At 60.3% G+C, this 19,123-nt stretch carries 12 protein-coding genes and 1 pseudogene; 7 read left to right on the top strand and 6 right to left on the bottom strand.

Going from position 1 to position 19,123, the window contains the following annotated elements; genetic code table 11:
* Window positions 1-152 precede the first annotated feature (152 nt).
* From OOB33_RS13370 to OOB33_RS13360, 3 genes are all read left to right on the top strand, one after another.
* The gene (locus tag OOB33_RS13370; RefSeq protein ID WP_271009038.1) at window positions 153-1,163 is read left to right on the top strand and encodes a PGAP1-like alpha/beta domain-containing protein; all 1,011 of its coding nucleotides are present in this window, start codon (window positions 153-155) and stop codon (window positions 1,161-1,163) included.
* Window positions 1,160-2,806 (top strand): serine protease, encoded by a 1,647-nt coding sequence (locus tag OOB33_RS13365; RefSeq protein WP_271009037.1) that lies wholly within the window; start codon window positions 1,160-1,162, stop codon window positions 2,804-2,806. Before OOB33_RS13370 ends, OOB33_RS13365 begins: the two co-directional genes overlap by 4 nt.
* Window positions 2,807-3,209: 403 nt before the next feature.
* Window positions 3,210-3,995 (top strand): hypothetical protein, encoded by a 786-nt coding sequence (locus OOB33_RS13360; protein WP_271009036.1) that lies wholly within the window; start codon window positions 3,210-3,212, stop codon window positions 3,993-3,995.
* A gap of 212 nt (window positions 3,996-4,207) precedes the next feature.
* Here OOB33_RS13360 and OOB33_RS13355 read toward each other — a convergent pair whose 3' ends face one another.
* A complete protein-coding gene (locus OOB33_RS13355; RefSeq protein WP_271009035.1) occupies window positions 4,208-7,279 on the bottom strand; it encodes a TIR domain-containing protein in 3,072 nt (1,023 codons plus the stop codon).
* 405 nt (window positions 7,280-7,684) lie between these two features.
* Between OOB33_RS13355 and OOB33_RS13350 the strand changes: the two genes are divergently transcribed.
* The 4 genes from OOB33_RS13350 to OOB33_RS13335 all read left to right on the top strand — a co-directional run bounded on the left by OOB33_RS13350 (window position 7,685) and on the right by OOB33_RS13335 (window position 10,578).
* Entirely contained in the window at window positions 7,685-8,044 is a 360-nt protein-coding gene (locus OOB33_RS13350; RefSeq protein WP_271009034.1) for an H-NS histone family protein, read from the top strand.
* 153 nt (window positions 8,045-8,197) lie between these two features.
* Window positions 8,198-8,908 carry a DNA/RNA non-specific endonuclease gene (locus OOB33_RS13345; protein ID WP_271010053.1) on the top strand — a complete coding sequence of 237 codons (711 nt, stop codon included), beginning with the start codon at window positions 8,198-8,200 and terminating at the stop codon, window positions 8,906-8,908.
* Window positions 8,909-9,589: 681 nt separating this feature from the next.
* Complete coding sequence (locus OOB33_RS13340) at window positions 9,590-10,255, top strand: hypothetical protein (RefSeq protein WP_271009033.1); 666 nt, start codon at window positions 9,590-9,592, stop codon at window positions 10,253-10,255.
* 17 nt (window positions 10,256-10,272) lie between these two features.
* The gene (locus OOB33_RS13335) at window positions 10,273-10,578 is read left to right on the top strand and encodes a hypothetical protein (RefSeq protein WP_271009032.1); all 306 of its coding nucleotides are present in this window, start codon (window positions 10,273-10,275) and stop codon (window positions 10,576-10,578) included.
* A gap of 51 nt (window positions 10,579-10,629) precedes the next feature.
* On the opposite strand, the pseudogene OOB33_RS13330 reads toward OOB33_RS13335, so the two are convergent.
* From OOB33_RS13330 to OOB33_RS13310, 5 genes and pseudogenes are all read right to left on the bottom strand, one after another.
* Window positions 10,630-10,794: pseudogene (locus OOB33_RS13330) on the bottom strand (integrase core domain-containing protein); the annotation flags it as partial.
* A 175-nt stretch (window positions 10,795-10,969) separates the two neighbouring features.
* Window positions 10,970-14,896, bottom strand: a complete 3,927-nt coding sequence (locus OOB33_RS13325) for a WD40 repeat domain-containing protein (RefSeq protein WP_271009031.1) — start codon at window positions 14,894-14,896, stop codon at window positions 10,970-10,972.
* Entirely contained in the window at window positions 14,896-16,287 is a 1,392-nt protein-coding gene (locus OOB33_RS13320; RefSeq protein WP_271009030.1) for a toll/interleukin-1 receptor domain-containing protein, read from the bottom strand. The genes OOB33_RS13325 and OOB33_RS13320 overlap by 1 nt, the downstream gene beginning before the upstream one ends.
* 723 nt (window positions 16,288-17,010) lie before the next feature.
* Window positions 17,011-17,190, bottom strand: coding sequence for a hypothetical protein (locus OOB33_RS13315; RefSeq protein WP_271009029.1), 180 nt, complete (start codon window positions 17,188-17,190; stop codon window positions 17,011-17,013).
* A gap of 149 nt (window positions 17,191-17,339) precedes the next feature.
* The gene (locus OOB33_RS13310) at window positions 17,340-18,722 is read right to left on the bottom strand and encodes a hypothetical protein (protein WP_271009028.1); all 1,383 of its coding nucleotides are present in this window, start codon (window positions 18,720-18,722) and stop codon (window positions 17,340-17,342) included.
* Between the last annotated feature and the right edge of the window lie 401 nt (window positions 18,723-19,123).

Genomic DNA, 19,123 nt, shown 5'->3' with positions numbered 1-19,123 from the left:
TACCGTTCTGCTGAAAGATATCGTTGCCTGATCCTAGCCAATGCTTAGGCTTGCCACGGGTCACCTCGCGATGAGCAGTATTGGCAGTGCACGAGCGCCTTCAGCGCTCATCTCAAGCTGGCATTGAGCCAGCGTCTTTAGATGGAAATGGAATGGCGAAAAAGTACAAGGCGGCAGTGGTGTTCATACACGGTTTAGCGAAAAAGCCACCTCCAGAGAAGTTGCGAGAAATATGGCTCTGGGGACTAGGGCGGAGTGGCCCGAAGCCGGAGGTATTTGGTGTAAACAATCCGGGACTCAACCTGCAGGACCAGGGGGTCGATCCCTCCTTTAACTACTGGGCCGATGTTTTTTATGGCACCGACTACGAAACCGACTACCGAGACCAGTACGAGAACGCGATCGAGTCGGCAGTTACGCCCGCAAACCTCGATGCAGTCGCGGGTTACCTCGCACTCCCCAAGCCATCGACGCCACGTGAGGCCCGGTTCCTGGCCGAGTTTGAGTCTCAGTTAATGAAACAGGTCGCCGCTGATGTTGAAGTGACGCCTGCGGCGGCTACCGTAGCGACGGCTCCTGGGCAATTCGAGATCGCATCTTGGCTTCCGGGCCCAGTGAAGGAAGCGATCATCCGTAAAGCGGCAAAGGAAGCCTATTACTATCTCTTCAACAAGGAGTACGAGCGGCCGGATGGTGCACGGGTCCAGGTCCGCAGAGAATTGCGCGAACGACTTGTCAGGGACTTGCGCGCGGCGAGCGCTTTGGCCGAGAAAGTGGTCATCGTGTCCCACAGCATGGGCACCATGATTGCCTACGACGTTCTACGAAACGTCGACGACTGCCCGCAGATAGACACGCTGTTCACTCTCGGCTCGCCACTAGGTATCACAGAAGTCCAGGACGAATTGCGTGCCGTGGGAGTCACTGCGGTGGATTTCCCCGCGGCCAAACTCCTCCGTTGGGTCAACGTGTTTGACCCCAAGGATCCAATCTGCGGAGTCGACCCACGCTTTGCCAACGACTACACCGTGGTTGACGGTAAGAAGGTCGAGGACCTTGAAGAGTCTAACTGGGGAAGCTGGCGACACACCATTACTCACTACCTGGCGGGCGTGCGCTTCCGGGGGGCACTTGCCGGCGCTCTTGGGATCGATCTGTCGTGAACCACAACAATGTCGAGCTACTCGCTGGCGAGCTACTGAGCGGCACGATACCGGACTGCCTGCCCAACGAACTCGAAGCCACTATCAGCCATATTGGCACCCTACTTGGGTCGTCATCCGGCCCAGGAGTCGAGCAAGTTAGGCGCGCCTTGGCGGCCCTCAACAATGATCGGATGTTCCTTCCCGCTCGTACGCTAGCCGAGACCTGGAACGCAAGGCTGGGATTTGATCTCGTTGTCGAGAGGCGTCTAGTGCAGGCTTTGATCGAAATGGACGAACTTGAGGGAGCGCAAGAAAGACTAAAGCATGCCATAGAGTCGGCGAAGACCATGGACAGCCAGCAGGCCAGAGTAGAGTTGGGCGAGTACCAGGGTCAACAAGGACGCATCGCCAAACAACGATTCGTACGGTCGAATGATCCCGATGAGCTGGCCCGAGCGATTGAGCACTACGCAGCTCGCTATCGAGGCAATGGCAGGCCGTACTTCCACGGCATCAACATAGTAGCCCTAGTGGCTGCTCAAGAACGCTTAGATCCCAGCTTGCGTCCACCCGAAGACCTGCGGCTGCCAGCATTGGCCCGAGCCTTGTTGGTCGATGTTAAAAACAGAATGTCGAAAGGTGACGTTAGTCAGTGGCCATTAGCGACTGCCTCAGAAGCCTGCCTAGCTCTGAACCGTTGCGATGAAGCAGAGCTCTGGCTGCATCGATTTCTGTTGCACCCGCAGGCGCATCCGTTCCACATCGAAAGCTACTCGCGCCAGCTGCGCGAGATCTGGCTCGGTAACGCGTTGCGCGACAGGACATGTGCTGATCGGCTAAGTTCCATCATCGACAGGCACGTCATGCGGACACAGAAAAGGTGGTCCATGTCGCCGGAGATGTTGAAGACCGCACAGACTGATCCGCTGTCGCTTGAGAAGAATTTTGCTGGAGAGCGAACGTTCACTGTTGCCATGATCAAGAGGATGCTCGAAAAGTGTGCCAGCATCGGCTGCGTGACCGATACGAACGGTCGCCGACTGGGCACCGGCTTTCTTGTTGCAGCGAGTGCCCTTGGAATCGGCCCAGAGACAGCCTTGGTCTTTGTGACCAACTCTCACGTCATCAGTGATACCGTGAAAGATGCCATTCGGCCCACCGACGCTTGGGTAACTTTTGAGCTTGAGAGCTCTGCCCGAGGCAAACCGGTGTCGCACAAGGTGGCCCCGCAGGTGCTGTTCACTTCACCACCGGGAGAACCGGGCATTACGGAAGAAGATCGACTGGACGTAACCGTCGTGAAACTGGAAAGCTGGCCGGAAGGCGGCTTGGCACTACGAACCAACGATAGCTTACCGATGCCCTCACGCCAAACAAAGGTTTTCGTGGTGGGCCACCCTTCCGGTGACGCGCTTCAGCTTTCGCTGCACGATAGCGAACTGCTCGATGTTTGTGACCACGACCGCCTGCTGCACTACCGAACACCGACGGAGCCGGGTAGCTCGGGTAGCCCGGTTTTCAACACGAACTGGGAAGTCGTGGCTCTGCACCACGCGGGCTCCCATGCCATGCCTCGCCTGCGCGGCAAGGGGCAATATGAAGCTAACGAAGGGATCAGCATTCGCTCGATTCGTAGCCGAGCCACTTCTTCGCCTTTATAGCTGTAGTTCCCGCAGCCTCACGAACACGACATGACAGCCGTATGCTACGACGTGGAAAGCAACACCCTGAAAGTCGCGCCGAGCTGCGCATGCTCGTGGTAATGGTCAATGTCGAGCTACTGACGGCTGAGACCGAGGCCCTGTGCCGCAGCGCCAGCTTCCAAGGCCCATGGATCTTCGCCGCGACACACGCGGAGTACGGAGTGCTACCTTCATTTGAGAGCGAAGCGCATCCAACAGTTGAGCGCAAGTCCCTAGCGGTACTGCTGGCGGCTTTGAGTTCGGATCCCGCCAATGCGCCATCCCAAGCGTCCGCCAAGCAAGAGGGCAATGCCGGGGACAGTAAGAAATGAGGCCTCGCCCGCCGCAAGACTTCATACATTACTTGCCCCGGAAGGTGGTCTTGAAAATCCCAGAGAAAGTATCGGATCCCTGGTTCCACCACTATCAGCGCCGCGGTGATGGCTTCGAACGCCCTACCCGCCACACGACGCAACGGCAATCAGGCATGGCTGCAATTGTGCAGCCCGGCGACCGCATCTGGATCGTCAGCCAGATCTTCTCACCTTGGGGCGAATTGCCGCCGGGCATTGATGCCTGCGTAGTCGTAGCCTCGGTGAAGCGCAGGCGCGGCGGTGGCTTTCACTTCATGGCGGCGCCATCTTCGAGATGGTTTCCACTGATGGACGCCCAGAATCTGCTGTCAAAACTCAGCACGGTCAACACTGCGGGTGAAAAGAGGAAGCTGTGGGCCGACACTGGCAAGCCCATCGGCCACAGTCTGCAGAGCATGCGACGCCTTGTATCGGCTAAGGGCTTGCGAGACTGGGAACGCAAGTCAAATCTTCTCCCATTGAATTTCATCAGCTACCGCATCTACGACGGCACTGCGTTGGCATTCAAAACCGTGCTCGAGTTGCTCCAAAGCGGCGAGAAGGTGTTCTGGGACCGTTGGTGCCTGCCGCGTCGGCTTGCCGAACGTCGTGAGCGTGTTAGCGGTGGAGCGCTCGATATGCTGCTGATGCGCCAATTACGGTCGGCAGCACTAGTCTGGTGCATCGAGTCGCCGCTATACGATCATCCCAAGTCCTACGCGCGAAAAGAATGTGCAGCCGCCAAGAACCTAGGCACGTACAAGCAGGTACTGCCATTACAGATGATGGGCGAGGCCGGGAAGGCCCCTTGTTGAAGTTTTAGCTCAATGTCGGTACCAGAGTTGCGATACCTCTCCGCGTAAACCAGCAGACTGTCCAGGATTTGCTCCAGCTGCATGGAGTCCATCCGCTGCTCTCACGAAATGCGAAATGGCGATACCGACCCAATGCTGCCCCTGGCCGGTTTCGTGGCGAGCGACCGGTCTATGATCGACGTACTGAGCAGTGTGATGCAATCTCTACCTATCTATGGTTTCGCGCCAGACGCTTGCTTTGACCAGGGATGGTGCGAAGGATGCTCTGCGCTCCACCAAGGTACAGCGGCCGGACCAGCGCCCTTGTCACGAATTTCACCGACAAGTTGCCTAACCGAGAGACTAGCCTTCACTACCCGACCGAGCCAGTCCATGTTGAGCAAGTAGGTCCTGCCATCGTCATGGCGCACCACGACTTCGTGCCCCCCCCTAAGTACTTGCACGTTGGCCACTATGAGCCCCAGTTGGGCAAGGACAGTAACTTCAAGGTCGGTCACGCTCAAAAGTTCGCAGCGACCGTCGGTGTACCAGGCAGTGATGAACCGCCCGTCCTCCGAGAACTCCACTCGGGTCAATACACCACTCAATTTGGCGACTAGTTTCCCGTCGATTACTCGATGAATCGCTCCGACAGCCGTCTTGTACTGAACGACGAAGAGTCTCGGATCCGTCGTCTCAGCAACATGAAAACCAACAAGCTGGCTTCCGTCGAGGTCTGAAACCCAGATGACTGTGTTGTCCTTCGCACGAACGACAGAGAAAAGATCGTCACGCTTATCGGTGGATCCTCGCAGGACTACCAACGACTGGGTGCGGTCCCGGCTGCGCGAGGCCTCGTCGACCCGGAATGGGAGTGTCTTGAACGCTTTTGCGGTACGCACGTCGAACAAGATCGTTTCGTGCGAAAAGATTGTCGTGAAAGGAGGATCCTCCCTCGTTTCCTTTGCATACAACGCAACATAGAAGAGTCCTGCGGACTGACCCATTGTCGCAGCGCTCATATCAAGCTGTCTTTGCGATTGGCGCGCGATTGTGGCGAGCACTCGGTCGGGACTTTGGACGTCCCGGAGAATGATTCGATCAATCACCTTTTGTGGGTGCTCGCCTTTGGTCTCCGTCTCGTGGAACGTGACGAAGACAGTAGCTTCTGGATTTTCGCTAAACACGTAGCCTGTTCCGCCAACTTGATATTGCTTGCCTGTCTCCAGATTGATAAATGCGCCGCTGGCATTCGCCACGGCGGCCAAATGGCCCGTACGATTGACTGCGGCAAGATGAGCCCACAGTTTGCCGTGTCGGTATGCGATTAGCTCCGAATTGCTCGACCGCTTCAGCTTCCAAGATGAGGGCGAATTGAGCTCGATCGAAATGCCCGACGCAGCCTCGCCCTCATTGGCCAAGCGAGCGAGCACGTGCTCTTCGGAAATATTTACGGCTTCAAGGTGTCCGCCAGCTTGGATGAGTAGATGATCACCATCCGCCGAGAACGCCGCCCGAGCAGGCTTGTCGGCCGCTCGAGTGAAAAGGAGGCGCCCTCCAATGCAGGAATGGATCGAGATTTCAGAGTCGCCCACCACGAGTGCGAACTGACCATTCGACGAGAATGACGTCGATTTCACGTCATAGGTTCTACCGATTGGCACCCTGCCGGCCGCTGTGGTCAAGAACCAACCAGGATCTTCACGCGTAACTTGGCAGGGCACTCGGCTCGACGGACTGACCGCAAGTTCATAGACATCTCCAATCCGCGAGATCTTTCCCGTACGAAGATCTAAGCGTTCTACGTACAAGTCGACGGCCGCCCACTCGTCACCATCGTTTACTGACGTGATAAAGCATTCCGCGAACCCTAGGCTGCACTGACCGCCTGCGCGGTTGTATCGGGCCAACGGCTGCCAAAAGGAATTGGCCGGGGGAGCGAGAATCCGAGACATTGCAAAGAATGGTCGCACTCCCAAAGAACCGTCGCGCATGTCGATGATCTGACGGCCATTGAACGATCGCCAGTTGGCGTCCGGTCCCCAGGGTGCCGAGATTTGCGTGATACCCTTCCAACTGCGGATGGTTCGAAGATCCGCAAGGCTGATGACTTCGGCGACATCGTCGCCGTGGTGGACGAGCAGGGACTTTCCGTCCAAGGTGGGATACACGGCCTTTGTGTTCCTCCCAATTCGGCCCACCCGTCCCGACTTAATCAGATCGCCGAGGCTTTCGTAGGCTGAGTCCGTCCCGGTGGGATCCGTGATATCGAGGCTTGTCAGCGCTAGAAGCCCCTTCTTGATCGCTGCCAGTGGGTCGTCGTCACCAACCGCCCGAGCCAACTCGAGTTGCTGCCGTGCTGCGGCGATACGATCACTGCGCAGCGCCTGTTCGTCGGCCCGCTGCCGGCCCCGCAGTGCCTCGAGCTTCTCATAGTCGGACCGTTGTTGGCCCTTCAGAGCCTCGAGCTTCTCAGTATCAGCGATACTTCTCGCTTGGTCCTGAAGATATCCATACACGCCCAGCGCGATCGCCACCAACAGGACGCCAGTGACGGCGGTCAGCCATCGGCGGAGCGATTTTGCGCGAGCCTCGGCTACTTTCAGCGCATGGGCCTTGTCGCGCTCCTGCAGGCTCCCGTAGGGTACGCCCAAGATGCCGGCAATCAGCTTAAGCTTCTGCTGATTCAATCGATCGCGATAGGTGGCAACAAGCCGCTCAATCTCGCGCTTTGGGAGGCTGGTAGGTCCATTCTCGATCGCGCTACGATAAGCTTGCGGTGTCGTCCATCCTTCAGTGCCGTCAGCAAGTCGAAAGTCGGCCATGAGCAACGACACATCCCGGTTCTTCACCGCAGCTCCGCCTTGCATTTCGTAGCGCAAGGCCTCCGGAATACAGCAGTCCGCTGAGTCGTCGGTCGCACAGGGATCGCCCGCGACGATCGCGGCATGAATCACCTCGCGGTTCGCTATCCGGTCTTGCCCCTTGAAATAAAGGATTTCCTTCGCGACATGCTCCGACTTGATCGCACGGGGCGAGCAAAGAACTATCAGTACTTGCGTATGGTCAAGCGCGTCATAGATTCGGCGCGTCAGATCTCCCGTTGCAAGCTCTTCCTCGTCGCGAAAAACCGGAAAAATCCGCTCTGGAATGAGCTCGCCACGATCGTTTCGCGTACCAACGAGGCGGTCCGGCACTTCATAAGCCTCGAGCGCCTGGTGCAGCCACGTCGCCCATTGCCGCCCCTCCTCCTTGTTGTCGGCATGTCTGTACGAAATGAAGCACCAGTAGGCTCTGGTTGCCATGACTACGCTCGGATTTTGAAGCAGAAAATACTCCCGTTGGCGTGATGCCCTGAGGCCAGTCACTAGGGGACGAACCAGTTGAGGTCCGCGTCGGTGCAATCGGACAACGCTCGATACACAAGCCGAATGCACGAAACAACAGCGGCCCATTGCACGGATGGCTTACGCCGACCGTTGCAATGAGCCCGGGAGACACCAGACGGATCAACATAAACAATTTGCCATGTTTAGAGCCGCAAGACTTCAGTAGTTTTGACTACTGCCTGTTTGGGCCTCGCGGGACAACTGCAGGGGCCCCTTTTTGCATGCTGGACCGGAAGTCCCTCGGCAAGCATTGCTTCTCAAAGGCATCGCGCCCCAGCGTACTATTGCTCGCCGCTGCATAGCAGCGCCATTGAGATACGCATGACAGAAGTGCATGTTGGAAATATCTACTATGCGGAGATGGTCGCTCTGCGAGCGGAGCTGGAACGTGAGATTGAGGGCAAGCCTGGCGAGGAGCTGAAGGTCTTGGCCGATGGGTTTGCCAGGAAGGTTCAAGCGGCCGGGTTCTCGGTCGCAGAAGCGATGGAAGCTTTGCAGCCCTATATAGGTCCGGCACGCCCTGGCAAGCGCGCTATTCAGAACGCAGCACCGGAGGTCCTCTACCGAGATCCAGCGAGCCCCGAGAACACATTGAGCGGCCGCGGGCGAACGGCAAGGTGGCTGGCCGACTACGAAGCCCAGGGGTGCAAGCGGGACGAATTCAAGGTTGCCGGCTCTTGAGCATCGGGACGACATAGACACCGCGCACGGGTGAGGTGCTCCGGGCAATGGTCCAATGCGAGGTCATTGCAACAGGCCCCTCGTCTCAACGTGCGTTTTCTTGTCTCCCGAGCTTTTTGGTCTCTTGCATTTGCTTGCCTTGCTGCGTGGCATTTGCCCGCGAAAGCACGGTCGCTCGCCCTGGAGGTCGCCCGATTGCCGACCTCTTTCGCGCGCTGCCCAGAGTTCTTTGTGCAGCGGCAACCACCTCCCGTCCCTCGCAATGTCCATCTTCGTGAGCTTTGCTACGACGGCTTCGCGGTGCTGCACAGCAGTGATACGAAAACACCAGTCTATGTTGCCCACCGGCTGAACAAGCATGCTCTACGCGGCATCAAGTTGCCGAGGTCCGACCGGTTTTTTGCGGATGCACGGCTGCCGCGTGCGGAGCGGGCTGAACTCGACGACTACAAAGGATCTGGCTATTCGCGCGGCCACATGGCCCCCTCCGGCGACATGGTCACGGAAGAAACACTTGCCCAGTCCTTCTCGCTGGCCAACATGGTGCCCCAGTCGATAAGACACAACTCGGGGCCCTGGTCCAAAATTGAGCAGGACACGCGCAAGTATGTACTGCGTGCCAAGGGCGATGTCTATGTGATTACGGGCCCGGTGTTCGATTCAAACAGCCCGCGGATCGGCAGCAACAAGGTCAGCGTGCCCAGCCATCTTTTCAAGCTGGTTTATGACAGCGATTCCCGACAGGCCTGGGCTCACTGGCAAAGCAACCGGGATGATGAAATCGCATCGCGGCCGATCAGCTATTCAGAGTTGGTACGACGAACGGGCGTGGAGTGGCTACCGGCAGGGGCAACGAAGCCCTGAGTTCGAATCGTCCTTGACAAGTGACAGGTAGAGCTTTGCGCCGCGGACATTGAACTCGGTCACGTCAGTCAGCTTGTGGCAAATTGCTTCAGGCAGCCCGTCAACGCGGCATGGCAAACCGAGAGCGATGGCTGGCGGACTGGCTACTTCAGCCTATGTACGGGCTGGGTTCTAGGCCGCTTGATCTTGCAGGTCTGCCCCCCCAAGTCGACACCAAGCGCGCAGCGCGAAGGAGCTCCAAATGAAGCATCAACCCCTGCACACCTCCGACTCGCGGCGTGCAGACCATCTGTGGTTGCTGATGGGTGGCCGCATCGAGCCAGTCCGACGCACCGGTGACCCTCATGGTCCAGGAGTTCATTGTCCTGAAAAGAGAACGATAGCTCACGTCCGCCTGGGTAGCCGATCACGTAGACACGAGCGCGCGCCGGCCGACCATTGGCGTCGGCTTGTGGGGGTAGCAAGGGTAGCTCGGTAGAGACAGGCAATGGTTTCATGCCTGCCGGCAACGCTTGCAGGCGAAGCAAAGACGCATCGTGCTGCGCTACTGGCGACGTCCACATCAGGGTCTCGACAGCTTAGGCTCGCCCCGCTTCGCCGGTCGCCCTTCTTTTGCGTAGTGTTGCTTCGTACAATGCTAACTGCTACTCTTGACGGGAATACAGCATTGCGATTCAGCACATGAAACCTAGAAAAGTGCGGCCTATACCACTACATAAGACGCCGAAAAAGTTTCCTGACAGGATAGTTGGGTGGTTTCAACGTTCTTCGTATACTAAGATTCTGGTTGCCAGCGGTGGGCTGTTAACCTTTTTCTTCAGCGTTGCCTTGTCCATACGCACTTTATACAAGGAGTACGCTGAAATATCTTCCGTTCCAGTGCTTTCCATTCGCATGGAACAGGTGTTACCGACTACAAATGTCATAACGATGGCCCAGATGGCCGGCCTTGAGGCGAGCGTAACCGTGCCTCAGATGCACGAACTTGCTACAGAAGCGACAACCTTTGCTGTCTCCTTTGAGGTCCGAAATCCAACATCGCGAAAAGTTTCGCTTTCGGACTGTATTCTTGAAATCCAACCTTCTCCTTCCGCGAAAGTTAGGCAATCGCGGACAAGTCTAAGTCATGAGGCAATTTCAAGCAGAAAAGCAGAGAAGCCATTTGTTTTTACTGTGGACGCTGGGGCGACTGCTATAGCAGAGCGAGTTTTCATATTTGATGGCGAGAAATTTGAGGAACCAAAGAGCTTCTCTGATTCCTCTGAGCGACAATCAAAAATTACCTGCTTCAATGAAGAAATGAAGCCGCTGGCGTCTAAGTGGAGAGATCCATTGCCAAACAAATGAGGGACAGAGTAACTGCCATGAATTGGCAGTGCTTTGACTCAACGCGCAGTGTTGACTGCCGCACGTCGCATTCCCTCGCGCTCGCATCCCACGGCGCCGCATACAAGCACAAGCTGGGCAACCCCCGAGCTCTGGACGCTATCGAGTTTCTTGAATCGGTGATGAAGCAGGCGGGCAAGGGCCGCGACAAGTGTTTCTTTGCTCTATGCGCTTTGCGTCGGGTGAGTGCATTCTTCGGTTCGGAGGAGATAAACATCGACCTCAAAAGCGTCCACGACGACGGTTCGATAGTCAACCCGAGCGGCGAAACCTTGGATTCCTGACCTGCCCCCTTCCGCCTTACCAATGAGTCGCTAGGGGTCCTGGGTTGAAGGTCAATGGATTTCTGTTGAGGTCGGGCGCTGCGCAGGGTCCCCATTAGTTCGGCGATGCTCCTCAGCGAACCTAGCAGGTGGGATTCTTCCAATGATGCTGTGTGGCCTGACCTCGTTGTAGTCGCGGCGCCAAGTGGCAACCTCAGTTCGTGCTTGATGCAAGGCTCACGAGTGCGAGCTCAGTCAGGTCGTGCCGCAGTCGACGACCTGGGTCAGCCCATCACGCTGCAGGCAAACGATGCGATCAGCAAGGAGTTGGACGACCTGTACCGCAAGCTTGGGGTGCTGGACCTGTCGGCGAGGTAGGCCTCGGCGTAGCCGTTGTTCAGCTAAGGGCTCTTCAACGTCGAGACCTTGCACGCTGGCGGGCCGCGGCCGTACTGCTAATCTCGGCGGCGCTGGCCACCGGCAGGCCTGGGCATGGTTTAAGGTAGTCCACGTCGGTGGCGACGATCTCGCCCCATTCCGTGCGGTCAAGGTCGCGCCCCAACTTGGCGCAGACGATGTCGGCCCAGGTGTCGAATGCGGGCCACACCCGCGCCGTGCGGTCGCGGGCGGCCGATGCGATGCGCTTGCCGTCAGGCGAGAAAGCCAGGCTCACGATGGCGCTGGCATGGCCCCTCATGGGGATACCGATGGCGTTGCCGGTCGTGGCCTCCCACAAGCGCACGGAGGCGTCGGTTCCGCCGGTGGCCAGGCGCTGGCCATCCGGGCTGAAAGCCACTGCCGTGACCGTACGGACGTGCCCTTCGCTGCGCCACAGGCGCACCGCGCGCCCGCCCGCCAGCGACCAGGTCTGCAGGCCGCCGGCACCGTCGCCGATGGCCAGCCGTTCGCCGTCGTCGCTGTAGGCGAGCACGGCTACGCCGGAATCGGCTACGACACCCAGGTCGCCGACGGTCAGGCCCGTCGTCCGGTCGAGGAACTGCACCCGGCCATTAGATAGTCCCACGGCCAGGTGGCGGCCGTGCGGTGCAAAAGCCGCCACCCGCCCCATGGCGGGCAGCTCGCGCTTCAGCGGCGTGTCTTGCTTAGCAGCGGTATCCCACATCCACAGGGAATTGGATTTGTCCTTCGCCAACGCCACGAGGTAGCGGCCGTCATCGTTGTAGGTCACCGTGACGCTGCGGCCAGGTGGGCCCTGCAGCGCGGGCTCGATCTCCGTGCGGCTGGCCACGTCGCGCTGGATCAACTGCCCGCCGGTCCGCCACTCGATGAAGCGTTGTCCGTTCCCGCTGTACGCCGCAGAGGCCGCCAACATGGACAGAATGCGGTCGCGCAGCGAAAGTGTCGTGAGCGGTACGGGCGCCACGGTGCGCTCGGTGCTGGAAGTCTGACGCCCGGTGTCCAGATTCCAAGCGCTCACCGTACCGTCGTCGTAGTAGCCGTCCAGTGCGCGCCCGTTCTCGCCAAAGCGCACGCGCAGTAGGTAGCGCAAGGCCGCGCCCCGCAGCGGCTGGCCCAGCTGCGGGCCTAGCGAGGCGTGCCACAGGCGGGCCGTGGAGTCGGCGCCGGCGGTGAGCAGCCTTTGCCCGTCGGTGCTGAACTGAAGGCTGCGTACGGCGGCGTCGTGGCCGCGTTGCGGTTCGCCCACCATCTTGCCATCGGTGCTGCCCCAGTAGCGTACAGTCCGGTCTTCGCTGGCCGAGGCCACGACGACGCCGTCCGGCCGGAACGCCAGCGCGGTGATGCTGTCGTCGTGCGCCGGGGCCAAGGGTTCGCTCAACGTGCCTGTGGCCACATCCCACACACGCAGCATCTTGTCGCGCCCGCCTGAGGCCAGCCTGCGGCCGTCTGGGCTGAAGGCCAACGCTAGGATGGCCTCGCTGCCGTCGGTGGTCAACGCCGCGCCTTTCTGCTGCTGCGTGGCCGTGTCGGCAAGCACGATGCGACCATCGTCGCTGCTGCTGGCCAGCAGCTTGCCGTCGGGGCTGTAGGCCAGGGCCTGGATCCAATCCTTGTGGGCTTCCAGCGGTTCGCCACGCGGCTTGCCATCGGCGGTGTTGAACCAGTGCACCTTTCCTTCGTCGTCGCCCGTGGCGAGCTCGCGGCTGTCGAGGCTGAATGCGACGGCGCGTACCAAGTCCTGGGGCTCGTCGATGGTGCGCACCAGCTGGCGTGTGGTGGCGTCCCACAGCAGCACCCGTTTGTCATCGCCACTGGCCACGATGCGGCGCCCGTCCGGGCTCCAGGCCAGCGCCAGGATCTCGACCTCGTCCGGAGACTCGCCGGGTGGCCGCAGGTCCGGCCCGACGGGCCGGCCGGTGGCCACGTCGGTGATTCGCAGCGCCCGCTGTCCGGCGTCGGTTACCACTAGGCGACCGTCGGGGCTGAGGGCCGCTAGGTGCCCGGGGGTTTCAAATAGGCGCACCAGGCGCCCGTACTTGATGACAGCGTCCAGCAGCTGCGCGCTCACGGCCGGCAGCTCCTGCGCCATGCGGTGCGCTGCCACCAGTTCCAGTAGCGCCTGGCGGTCGGTGCCGGCGCGCACTCCCGACAGCGTGGCCGTGCCTTCGGTGGCCAGGCGAAGCGCCACTGCGACACGTAGGCTTTCGACCGAACGCTTCTCAGCGGCTGTGGCGCGCCGGCTCTGTGCATCGGCCTTCTTGCGCAGCTTGGCCTCCTGTTCCAGCTGCCTCATCGCAGCTTCGCGCAAATTGCGCGCTTCGTCGGTGAGTTTCTCGGCACGCTTGCGTTCTGTCTCTGCCTCCAGCGTAGCAGCAGCAGCGCTGGCCGCCTGCGCCACGGCCAGCGCGGTCTGTTGCTGCGCGCGCCAGCCCTGCCAGATGGCCAGGCCACCGAACACCGCCAGCAGCACACAGGCAGCCATCAATCGCGAACGCCATCGTCGCAGGCGTTCGTTGGTCAGCCGCTGGCGCTCTGCGTCGGCGGCGGCCAGCGCGGCCTCGCGGGTGCGCTGCGCGTGCGCCGCCTTTTCGGCGCGGGCTTCGGCAGCGGCTATTTTGGCCAGCGCCGCCTTGGCCTTGTCTTCCTCGGCCACCCGCGCGTCCAGCGCCTTGACCACCACGCCCACCAGCCGGTCATGAATAAGTTCGACCTTTTCCACGCCCGACTGCGGATCCACGCGCAGCAGACGCCGCTTGTCGGTGAGCAGCGTAAGGTCGTCGGCGGACATGTGCTTCTCGTCGATGACGGCCTTCACCGCGTAAGCGCCGCGGTAGCGCCGGCCCTGGACGAGCACGGTCTCGATGAAGCGCCGCACTGACACCGGCAGGCCGTGCACCGCGTCCTCGTAGAAACGCTGGAGGATGTCGTCGCCCGCGGTGCGCAGCAGTTCGGCGTCGATGCGCCGGCCGTCTGTGCGGCGGCTGTTCAGCTGCGTGCAGCACAGGCTTAGCAGCACCGGCTCGACCGTGCCGTTGGCGACGACCGTGTCGCCGGCCTCGGCAGCCAGGTTTCCGACGAAGTCGACGATGCGGGGCGCCACGCCCGGTTCCAGCACAGCCGAGCCCGGCTCGGACACCGCGGAAATTGCCTGGTCGCGGCGCATGGGCTGCAGCGCCAGGAAGTTCTGCAGCAGGCTCGGGATGCGCGGCTCCCAGGCCTTGAAGGCGGCCAGGTGGTCCTCGCGGAAGGCGATCACGGTGCGGTAGCGGCGCTTCTGCAGGTCCAGCGCCTGCAATTGCCGGCGCAGCCGGGCCGCATCGTCCGCACTGGCTGGTGCGCGGGTCAGCTCGGCCGGCATGCGCGAGGGCTCGACGAGGTCGCCGATCTCCACCAGCAGCGCCTCGGCCGTGGGCGCGCCGGCAGCCCGTGGCGCGAAGATCTCCTCGAACTGGTCGAACACCAGCACCGGCGTGAGCGGGTAGTTGTCATCGCTCCACAGCTCCAGGTCGCGGCGGTGCAGGTAATGCCACAGCGTCTCGTCGGGCTCGGGAACGGGGTGGTCGCAGGCGTTGTTGCGCAGCGCGGCCAGCAGGGCCTGCAGCGCCTGCATCAGGGGCGGCAGCGGCGCGTCGGCCTGGAAGTTCAGGCGCATGTACACCGGCAGGTAGGTCTTCTTCTGCCGAAGCAGCGGGAACAGACCGGCCTGTAGCAGCGAGCTCTTGCCCAGACCCGACTTGCCGAACAGCGCCACGTGTGGGTAGCTGCTCACCAGCCGCAGCAGTTCGCCCTTTTCCTCGTCGCGGCCCTTGAAGTAGTCCTGAGCGCGTTCGTCGTATGCCGCGAGCCCGGGCCAGGGGTTCTGCGCGTTCAGCTGCACCGCACCTGCCGCTGCGGCCTGCGCCTCCAGAGGGCCTTCCATCAGGCCGGTTCCCCGGCCAGGCTGCGCACCGCGCGCAACAGGCGTTTGAGCGTGCCCGCGGTGCGTGCATCGGGCACGCCGCCAGGCGAGTGCCCGAAGTCCAGCCCTTCCATCCAGGGGGGCGGCACGCGCACGTAGGACTGCGGGTCGTAGTCGGCATCGACGATTTGCGGCACCACGAAGGTCTGGCCCATGATGCCGGTCTCGCGCTCGAGCGCGGCCTTCCACTCGCGGCGAAAGAACTTCTCGGCCAGGGCGTCCGACGCGCGCGAGACCAAGGGGACGAAGTAGTGGCAGCTCTTGATGCCATCGAAGATGGCGTGGCCGTAGCGGTCGCCAGGTTCGATGGCTTGGCGGTCGTACCAGATCTCGCGCACCGACAGCTTGAGTTCGACGCGCAGCCACGCCACGAAGGCGGTGGCGGCGGCCTGGTCCGTGGAACGGCTATAGCTGACGAAGAACACGGCACCCTGCAGCCCCGGTTCTTCGACAGCGCTTCCTACCGGTGCGACCGCGGACGCGCGGGCTGCGGTCCAGCGCTGGTGCAGCTCGGCGACGAACTTCGCTGGCGAGCTGCCGGTCAGCACCTCGGTGTCGCGGCTAAAGCTGCGCAGGAACAGCGTGAGGCCGTTGTCGGCCTGCGGTTCCTCGATCAGCCAGTCGCGCTTGTTGTTCTCGCCCATCAACCGGTTCTTGTTCGTGGCGCGCAGGAAGAAGCGGCCTAGCCAGTCGGGGAAGTTGGACCCCAGCAGCAGCAGGTTGCGCCCGCGCAGCTCGCCGAAGAACCGCTCGCGCCAGTGGCTGCCGCGCGAGATGACGTTGTGGGCGTACTCCAGCACGTCCTCGTCGTGGATGGCGAACTGCGGTGCCATGCTGGCCTTGCCGAACAGATAGAGCAGTTGCACCTCGCTGGTCCGCTCCTGCCAGTCCAAGGGCAGGTCGTCCTTCTCACTGGTGGGCAGATAGGGCGAATGCACAATCTCGTTGACGGCCACGCGGCTGCGTAGTGCACGCGCCAGAAGGTCGTCGGGCGTGAGTGTGACGAAGAGGCGAAAGTCGGTAATTTCGGCCAGTTGCCGAATGGGCAACGGAACCACCAGCCTGGGGTCAGAGGACAGCTCCCGGATCAGCTCGCAGACGTCACCATAGACGTCCTGCAGCTTCACCTCGCTGCGCAGCGCTTTGATCTCGCTGATTGCAGCGTTGAGCTCGCGGAAACGCGGCAGCGGCTGCGTCACGTCGAGATCGTGACGCTGACGCAAGCGTTGCGCCAGGTCGGCCTGCAATGAGTCGACGCCGTTGCCATCCGTCGCGAGCTGCGGGCCAAGCACGGGCACGACCAAGCCTCCGGCCATCTGCGCAAGCAAGATCTTCCACTGTCTCTCGTTCATCCGGCCCCTCCCCGGCCATATCGCGCATTCTGGTGCGCGCGTCCTGGAGCGTCATCATGCGTATTGACTACGGGGCCGGCAAGCTTGCTTGCCCTAGGTAGCAGATCATGCGGCACACACGCTGGCGGCCGGGTGCGCCGCCGGTGCGCGCGTGTCGGGCGAGCACCTCCACTGTCAGCGCCGCGCCTGCCACAGCGGCAACCACGGCGCACCTGCAGCCCGCACGCGCCCGCGCTCAGCTGGTACACCGCGAATAGGGCGGACAACGTGAGCACCACGGCGCGGGCCTGCAGTGGAACTACTGCGGTCAACGGCGAGAACGCCATCGCCGGCCGCCGCCACCAAGGCGACCTAGGCCCGGCGCGCACCCACCAACAGGCCACTCAGGGTTTCCAAGAGCACCGGCATCAGAGTGGTGCCGAGGAAGTGGCTGGCGATGACAACCAGCGCACGCATGCGCATGGCAACGTCGAATGCTCCCACGAAGAGCGGGCACCTCGGTGTGTCTGCGACCGACCGCTTCTGGGCGGTGGGTGTGCGGAGGGGTAAGTCGATTCAGGGTCGGTAGCGTGATTCCACAGAAGCCATGCGAATACCCGGTATGGGCACATTCCTGCACCTCGATCCAGCCACCTGGTGGGCGCCTTCGTGCCCGTTGCTGACCTTCGACTTCTCAAATTCGAGGCTGCAAAGCTGAACGTCGTTTCGCGTATCGGTTAGTCGCTACCTCACGATCTCGCGCGACACGCCGTCAATGGAGACCCGTGCCTTGACGCTGACCAGCGCAGAAGGGTGTGGATGTGCATGCTTATCCGATTGAAACAGCATGCCGGTTTCGGTCTTCGTCCGGACGGCAAAGACCTCGCCGTGCTCTGCGTCACCGCCAATGAATCGAATTTTCATGTGCCCAGCACAAATGCAAAGGGCGCACCAGAGCCGCCATCGCCAGCAATTGCAAGGGAGGATCGAGGGGGCGTCAACACATTCGGGACGGTTAGATCACTGTGGAGGAGGTGCGAGCGGTGGTCATGCCTGAGTGCCTCAGCGCCAACTTATTCGACGTCGATCTTTCCCGTGCAATTGATCCATTCGCCATTGTTCACAACAGTTCTTAGCTTCGGTTCGCTGCAACGCAGGGTGATCGGTATCAAGCACAAATTGCCCGCCGTGTCTTCAATTCCGAATGTGAGATCGTCGTTGCCTCTCCCAACAATTCTGCCGGTTTCAACCTCGACACGAACAGTGGGTTTGTATTCCATTTTCAGCGAATGCTTATCTCTAATTAAGCAAGCCGCTCGTATTTGCTGCGTAGTTGGGGACGCATGGCGGAGCTTGCGAATATTTTCAGGAACGCGCTTGTCTGTGGCTATAGTGTCGTATGTTCGGCAATCGGCACCTATGAGGACTTGAAGCCGTTGCTGCGCTGGTTTGGAGCTGATGTATTGATTCCGTTGCAGGATGATGTACCTCGAGTCATCTTTTGAACAATACACTTCGCCCTCGCGATTGGAGTAAATTGACCTGTATTGTGAAGTCAGCGACTTTGCTAGAGCGTCGCGATCCGACTGCTGCATGAAAAGGTAGTCAGAGGCCACGCGAGTTAGCAATTCGTTTGGACCGTCGAAGTACAGACGCGTCTCCGTGGCATACGCACCGTTCCACAATGAGGCCTCGGGCTTCGCTCCGTCGTAGTACAGCTGGCTGGGGTACTTTTGCCAACTAACGCCGTTCACCAGCTGAGTAATTTTGATAACTGGATCGCCGATTTTCAATCCTTGAATTCCGGGGACTAATGTTTCGCCGTTAATAGGAGTCGCAGCTCTCGGGCCATTTGATTCAGGAGCAAGGAATGGTATGAAATTTTTGCTGCGCGCTTTGACAGCTATTTGGCCGGTCTTAGTGCCAACGATATCGATCGTACCTTCGTATCCTTCGCTGCCACAATTGCCTACGATTGGCAACTGCTGGCCGGGGACATCTATCGAACAAACGCCATCGACAAGAGTTCCGGAGATATGCGTTTTCGACAGAATTGAAGTAATTGCTAATGTGCCCTTAATATTTTGGCCGTGGATCTCTAATTCAATATTGAATCTACCATTAAGCGCAACTGGTCGCGACCGCACGTTTCTCGCGGCTTGGCCGCTATACGATCCGTCATAGGTAATTTTTCCTTGAAAATTTGAGGCGAATGGAATTCCGGAGAATTCGGAGGCAATCGCCTCGTTGGTAAATATTTGAATCAACGCAAAGAGAATAATTAGTAGTGCCCTGCGCGACATCGCTCCTCCCAGGTTTTTGAGTTGAGGCCCGGCGCGTTGGCGCAATTGGATTGCCTCCAAGGCACGACGGTACAGTCCCGAGCGAAGGCCCCAGGCTGGGGTGACTATGCCGTATTCGCGCTCGCAATGCAGTAGTGAATCACCTGTCTGCATGGCACTACAAGATCCTGTTTCCGAACACCGGTGCGATCTAGCTAGGCCGGGTTGTAAATCCGGGCGCAGCCGCCGCGCCGTCACGAAGCAGGCTGCCAACCGGCCGTAGACGGCGGCCGCCACGCTCGGAACCAGCAATGGCATTGGCGACGTTGTAAGCTGAGCAGGCAGTCGTTCGCTCTGCGCGAAGCATTAATGTCAACGGGTGGTTCGGCTACCCGAAGACCGACGCTCGCGAAGGCTAGCTCCTGGCCGGTGCATGACGTAGGTTGGCCCTCTCGACTGCAGTCATCAAGTTTGAGGATAGAGCGCCGAAGTCCAGCGGTCTCCACCTGGCTTGATGCCGACTGACCCCTGTCGATGGAGTTTTCTTGCACTGCTGGTCCCGGCCAACTCACCTT

The sequence above is a fragment of the Paucibacter sp. B51 genome (genome assembly GCF_027863535.1).
GTDB lineage: Bacteria > Pseudomonadota > Gammaproteobacteria > Burkholderiales > Burkholderiaceae_C > Paucibacter_A > Paucibacter_A aquatilis.
The sequence above is the reverse complement of the archived record's forward strand: the minus strand, read 5'-3'. Positions and strand labels throughout refer to the sequence as shown.

Excerpts from the sequence above, each read along its gene's own strand:
- OOB33_RS13370 (WP_271009038.1), top strand. The coding sequence starts at position 153 with ATGGCGAAAAAGTACAAGGCGGCAGTGGTGTTCATACACGGTTTAGCG.
- OOB33_RS13355 (WP_271009035.1), bottom strand. The coding sequence starts at position 7,279 with ATGGCAACCAGAGCCTACTGGTGCTTCATTTCGTACAGACATGCCGAC.
- OOB33_RS13350 (WP_271009034.1), top strand. The coding sequence starts at position 7,685 with ATGACAGAAGTGCATGTTGGAAATATCTACTATGCGGAGATGGTCGCT.
- OOB33_RS13340 (WP_271009033.1), top strand. The coding sequence starts at position 9,590 with ATGAAACCTAGAAAAGTGCGGCCTATACCACTACATAAGACGCCGAAA.
- OOB33_RS13335 (WP_271009032.1), top strand. The coding sequence starts at position 10,273 with ATGAATTGGCAGTGCTTTGACTCAACGCGCAGTGTTGACTGCCGCACG.
- OOB33_RS13325 (WP_271009031.1), bottom strand. The coding sequence starts at position 14,896 with ATGGAAGGCCCTCTGGAGGCGCAGGCCGCAGCGGCAGGTGCGGTGCAG.
- OOB33_RS13320 (WP_271009030.1), bottom strand. The coding sequence starts at position 16,287 with ATGAACGAGAGACAGTGGAAGATCTTGCTTGCGCAGATGGCCGGAGGC.
- OOB33_RS13315 (WP_271009029.1), bottom strand. The coding sequence starts at position 17,190 with ATGAAAATTCGATTCATTGGCGGTGACGCAGAGCACGGCGAGGTCTTT.
- OOB33_RS13310 (WP_271009028.1), bottom strand. The coding sequence starts at position 18,722 with ATGCAGACAGGTGATTCACTACTGCATTGCGAGCGCGAATACGGCATA.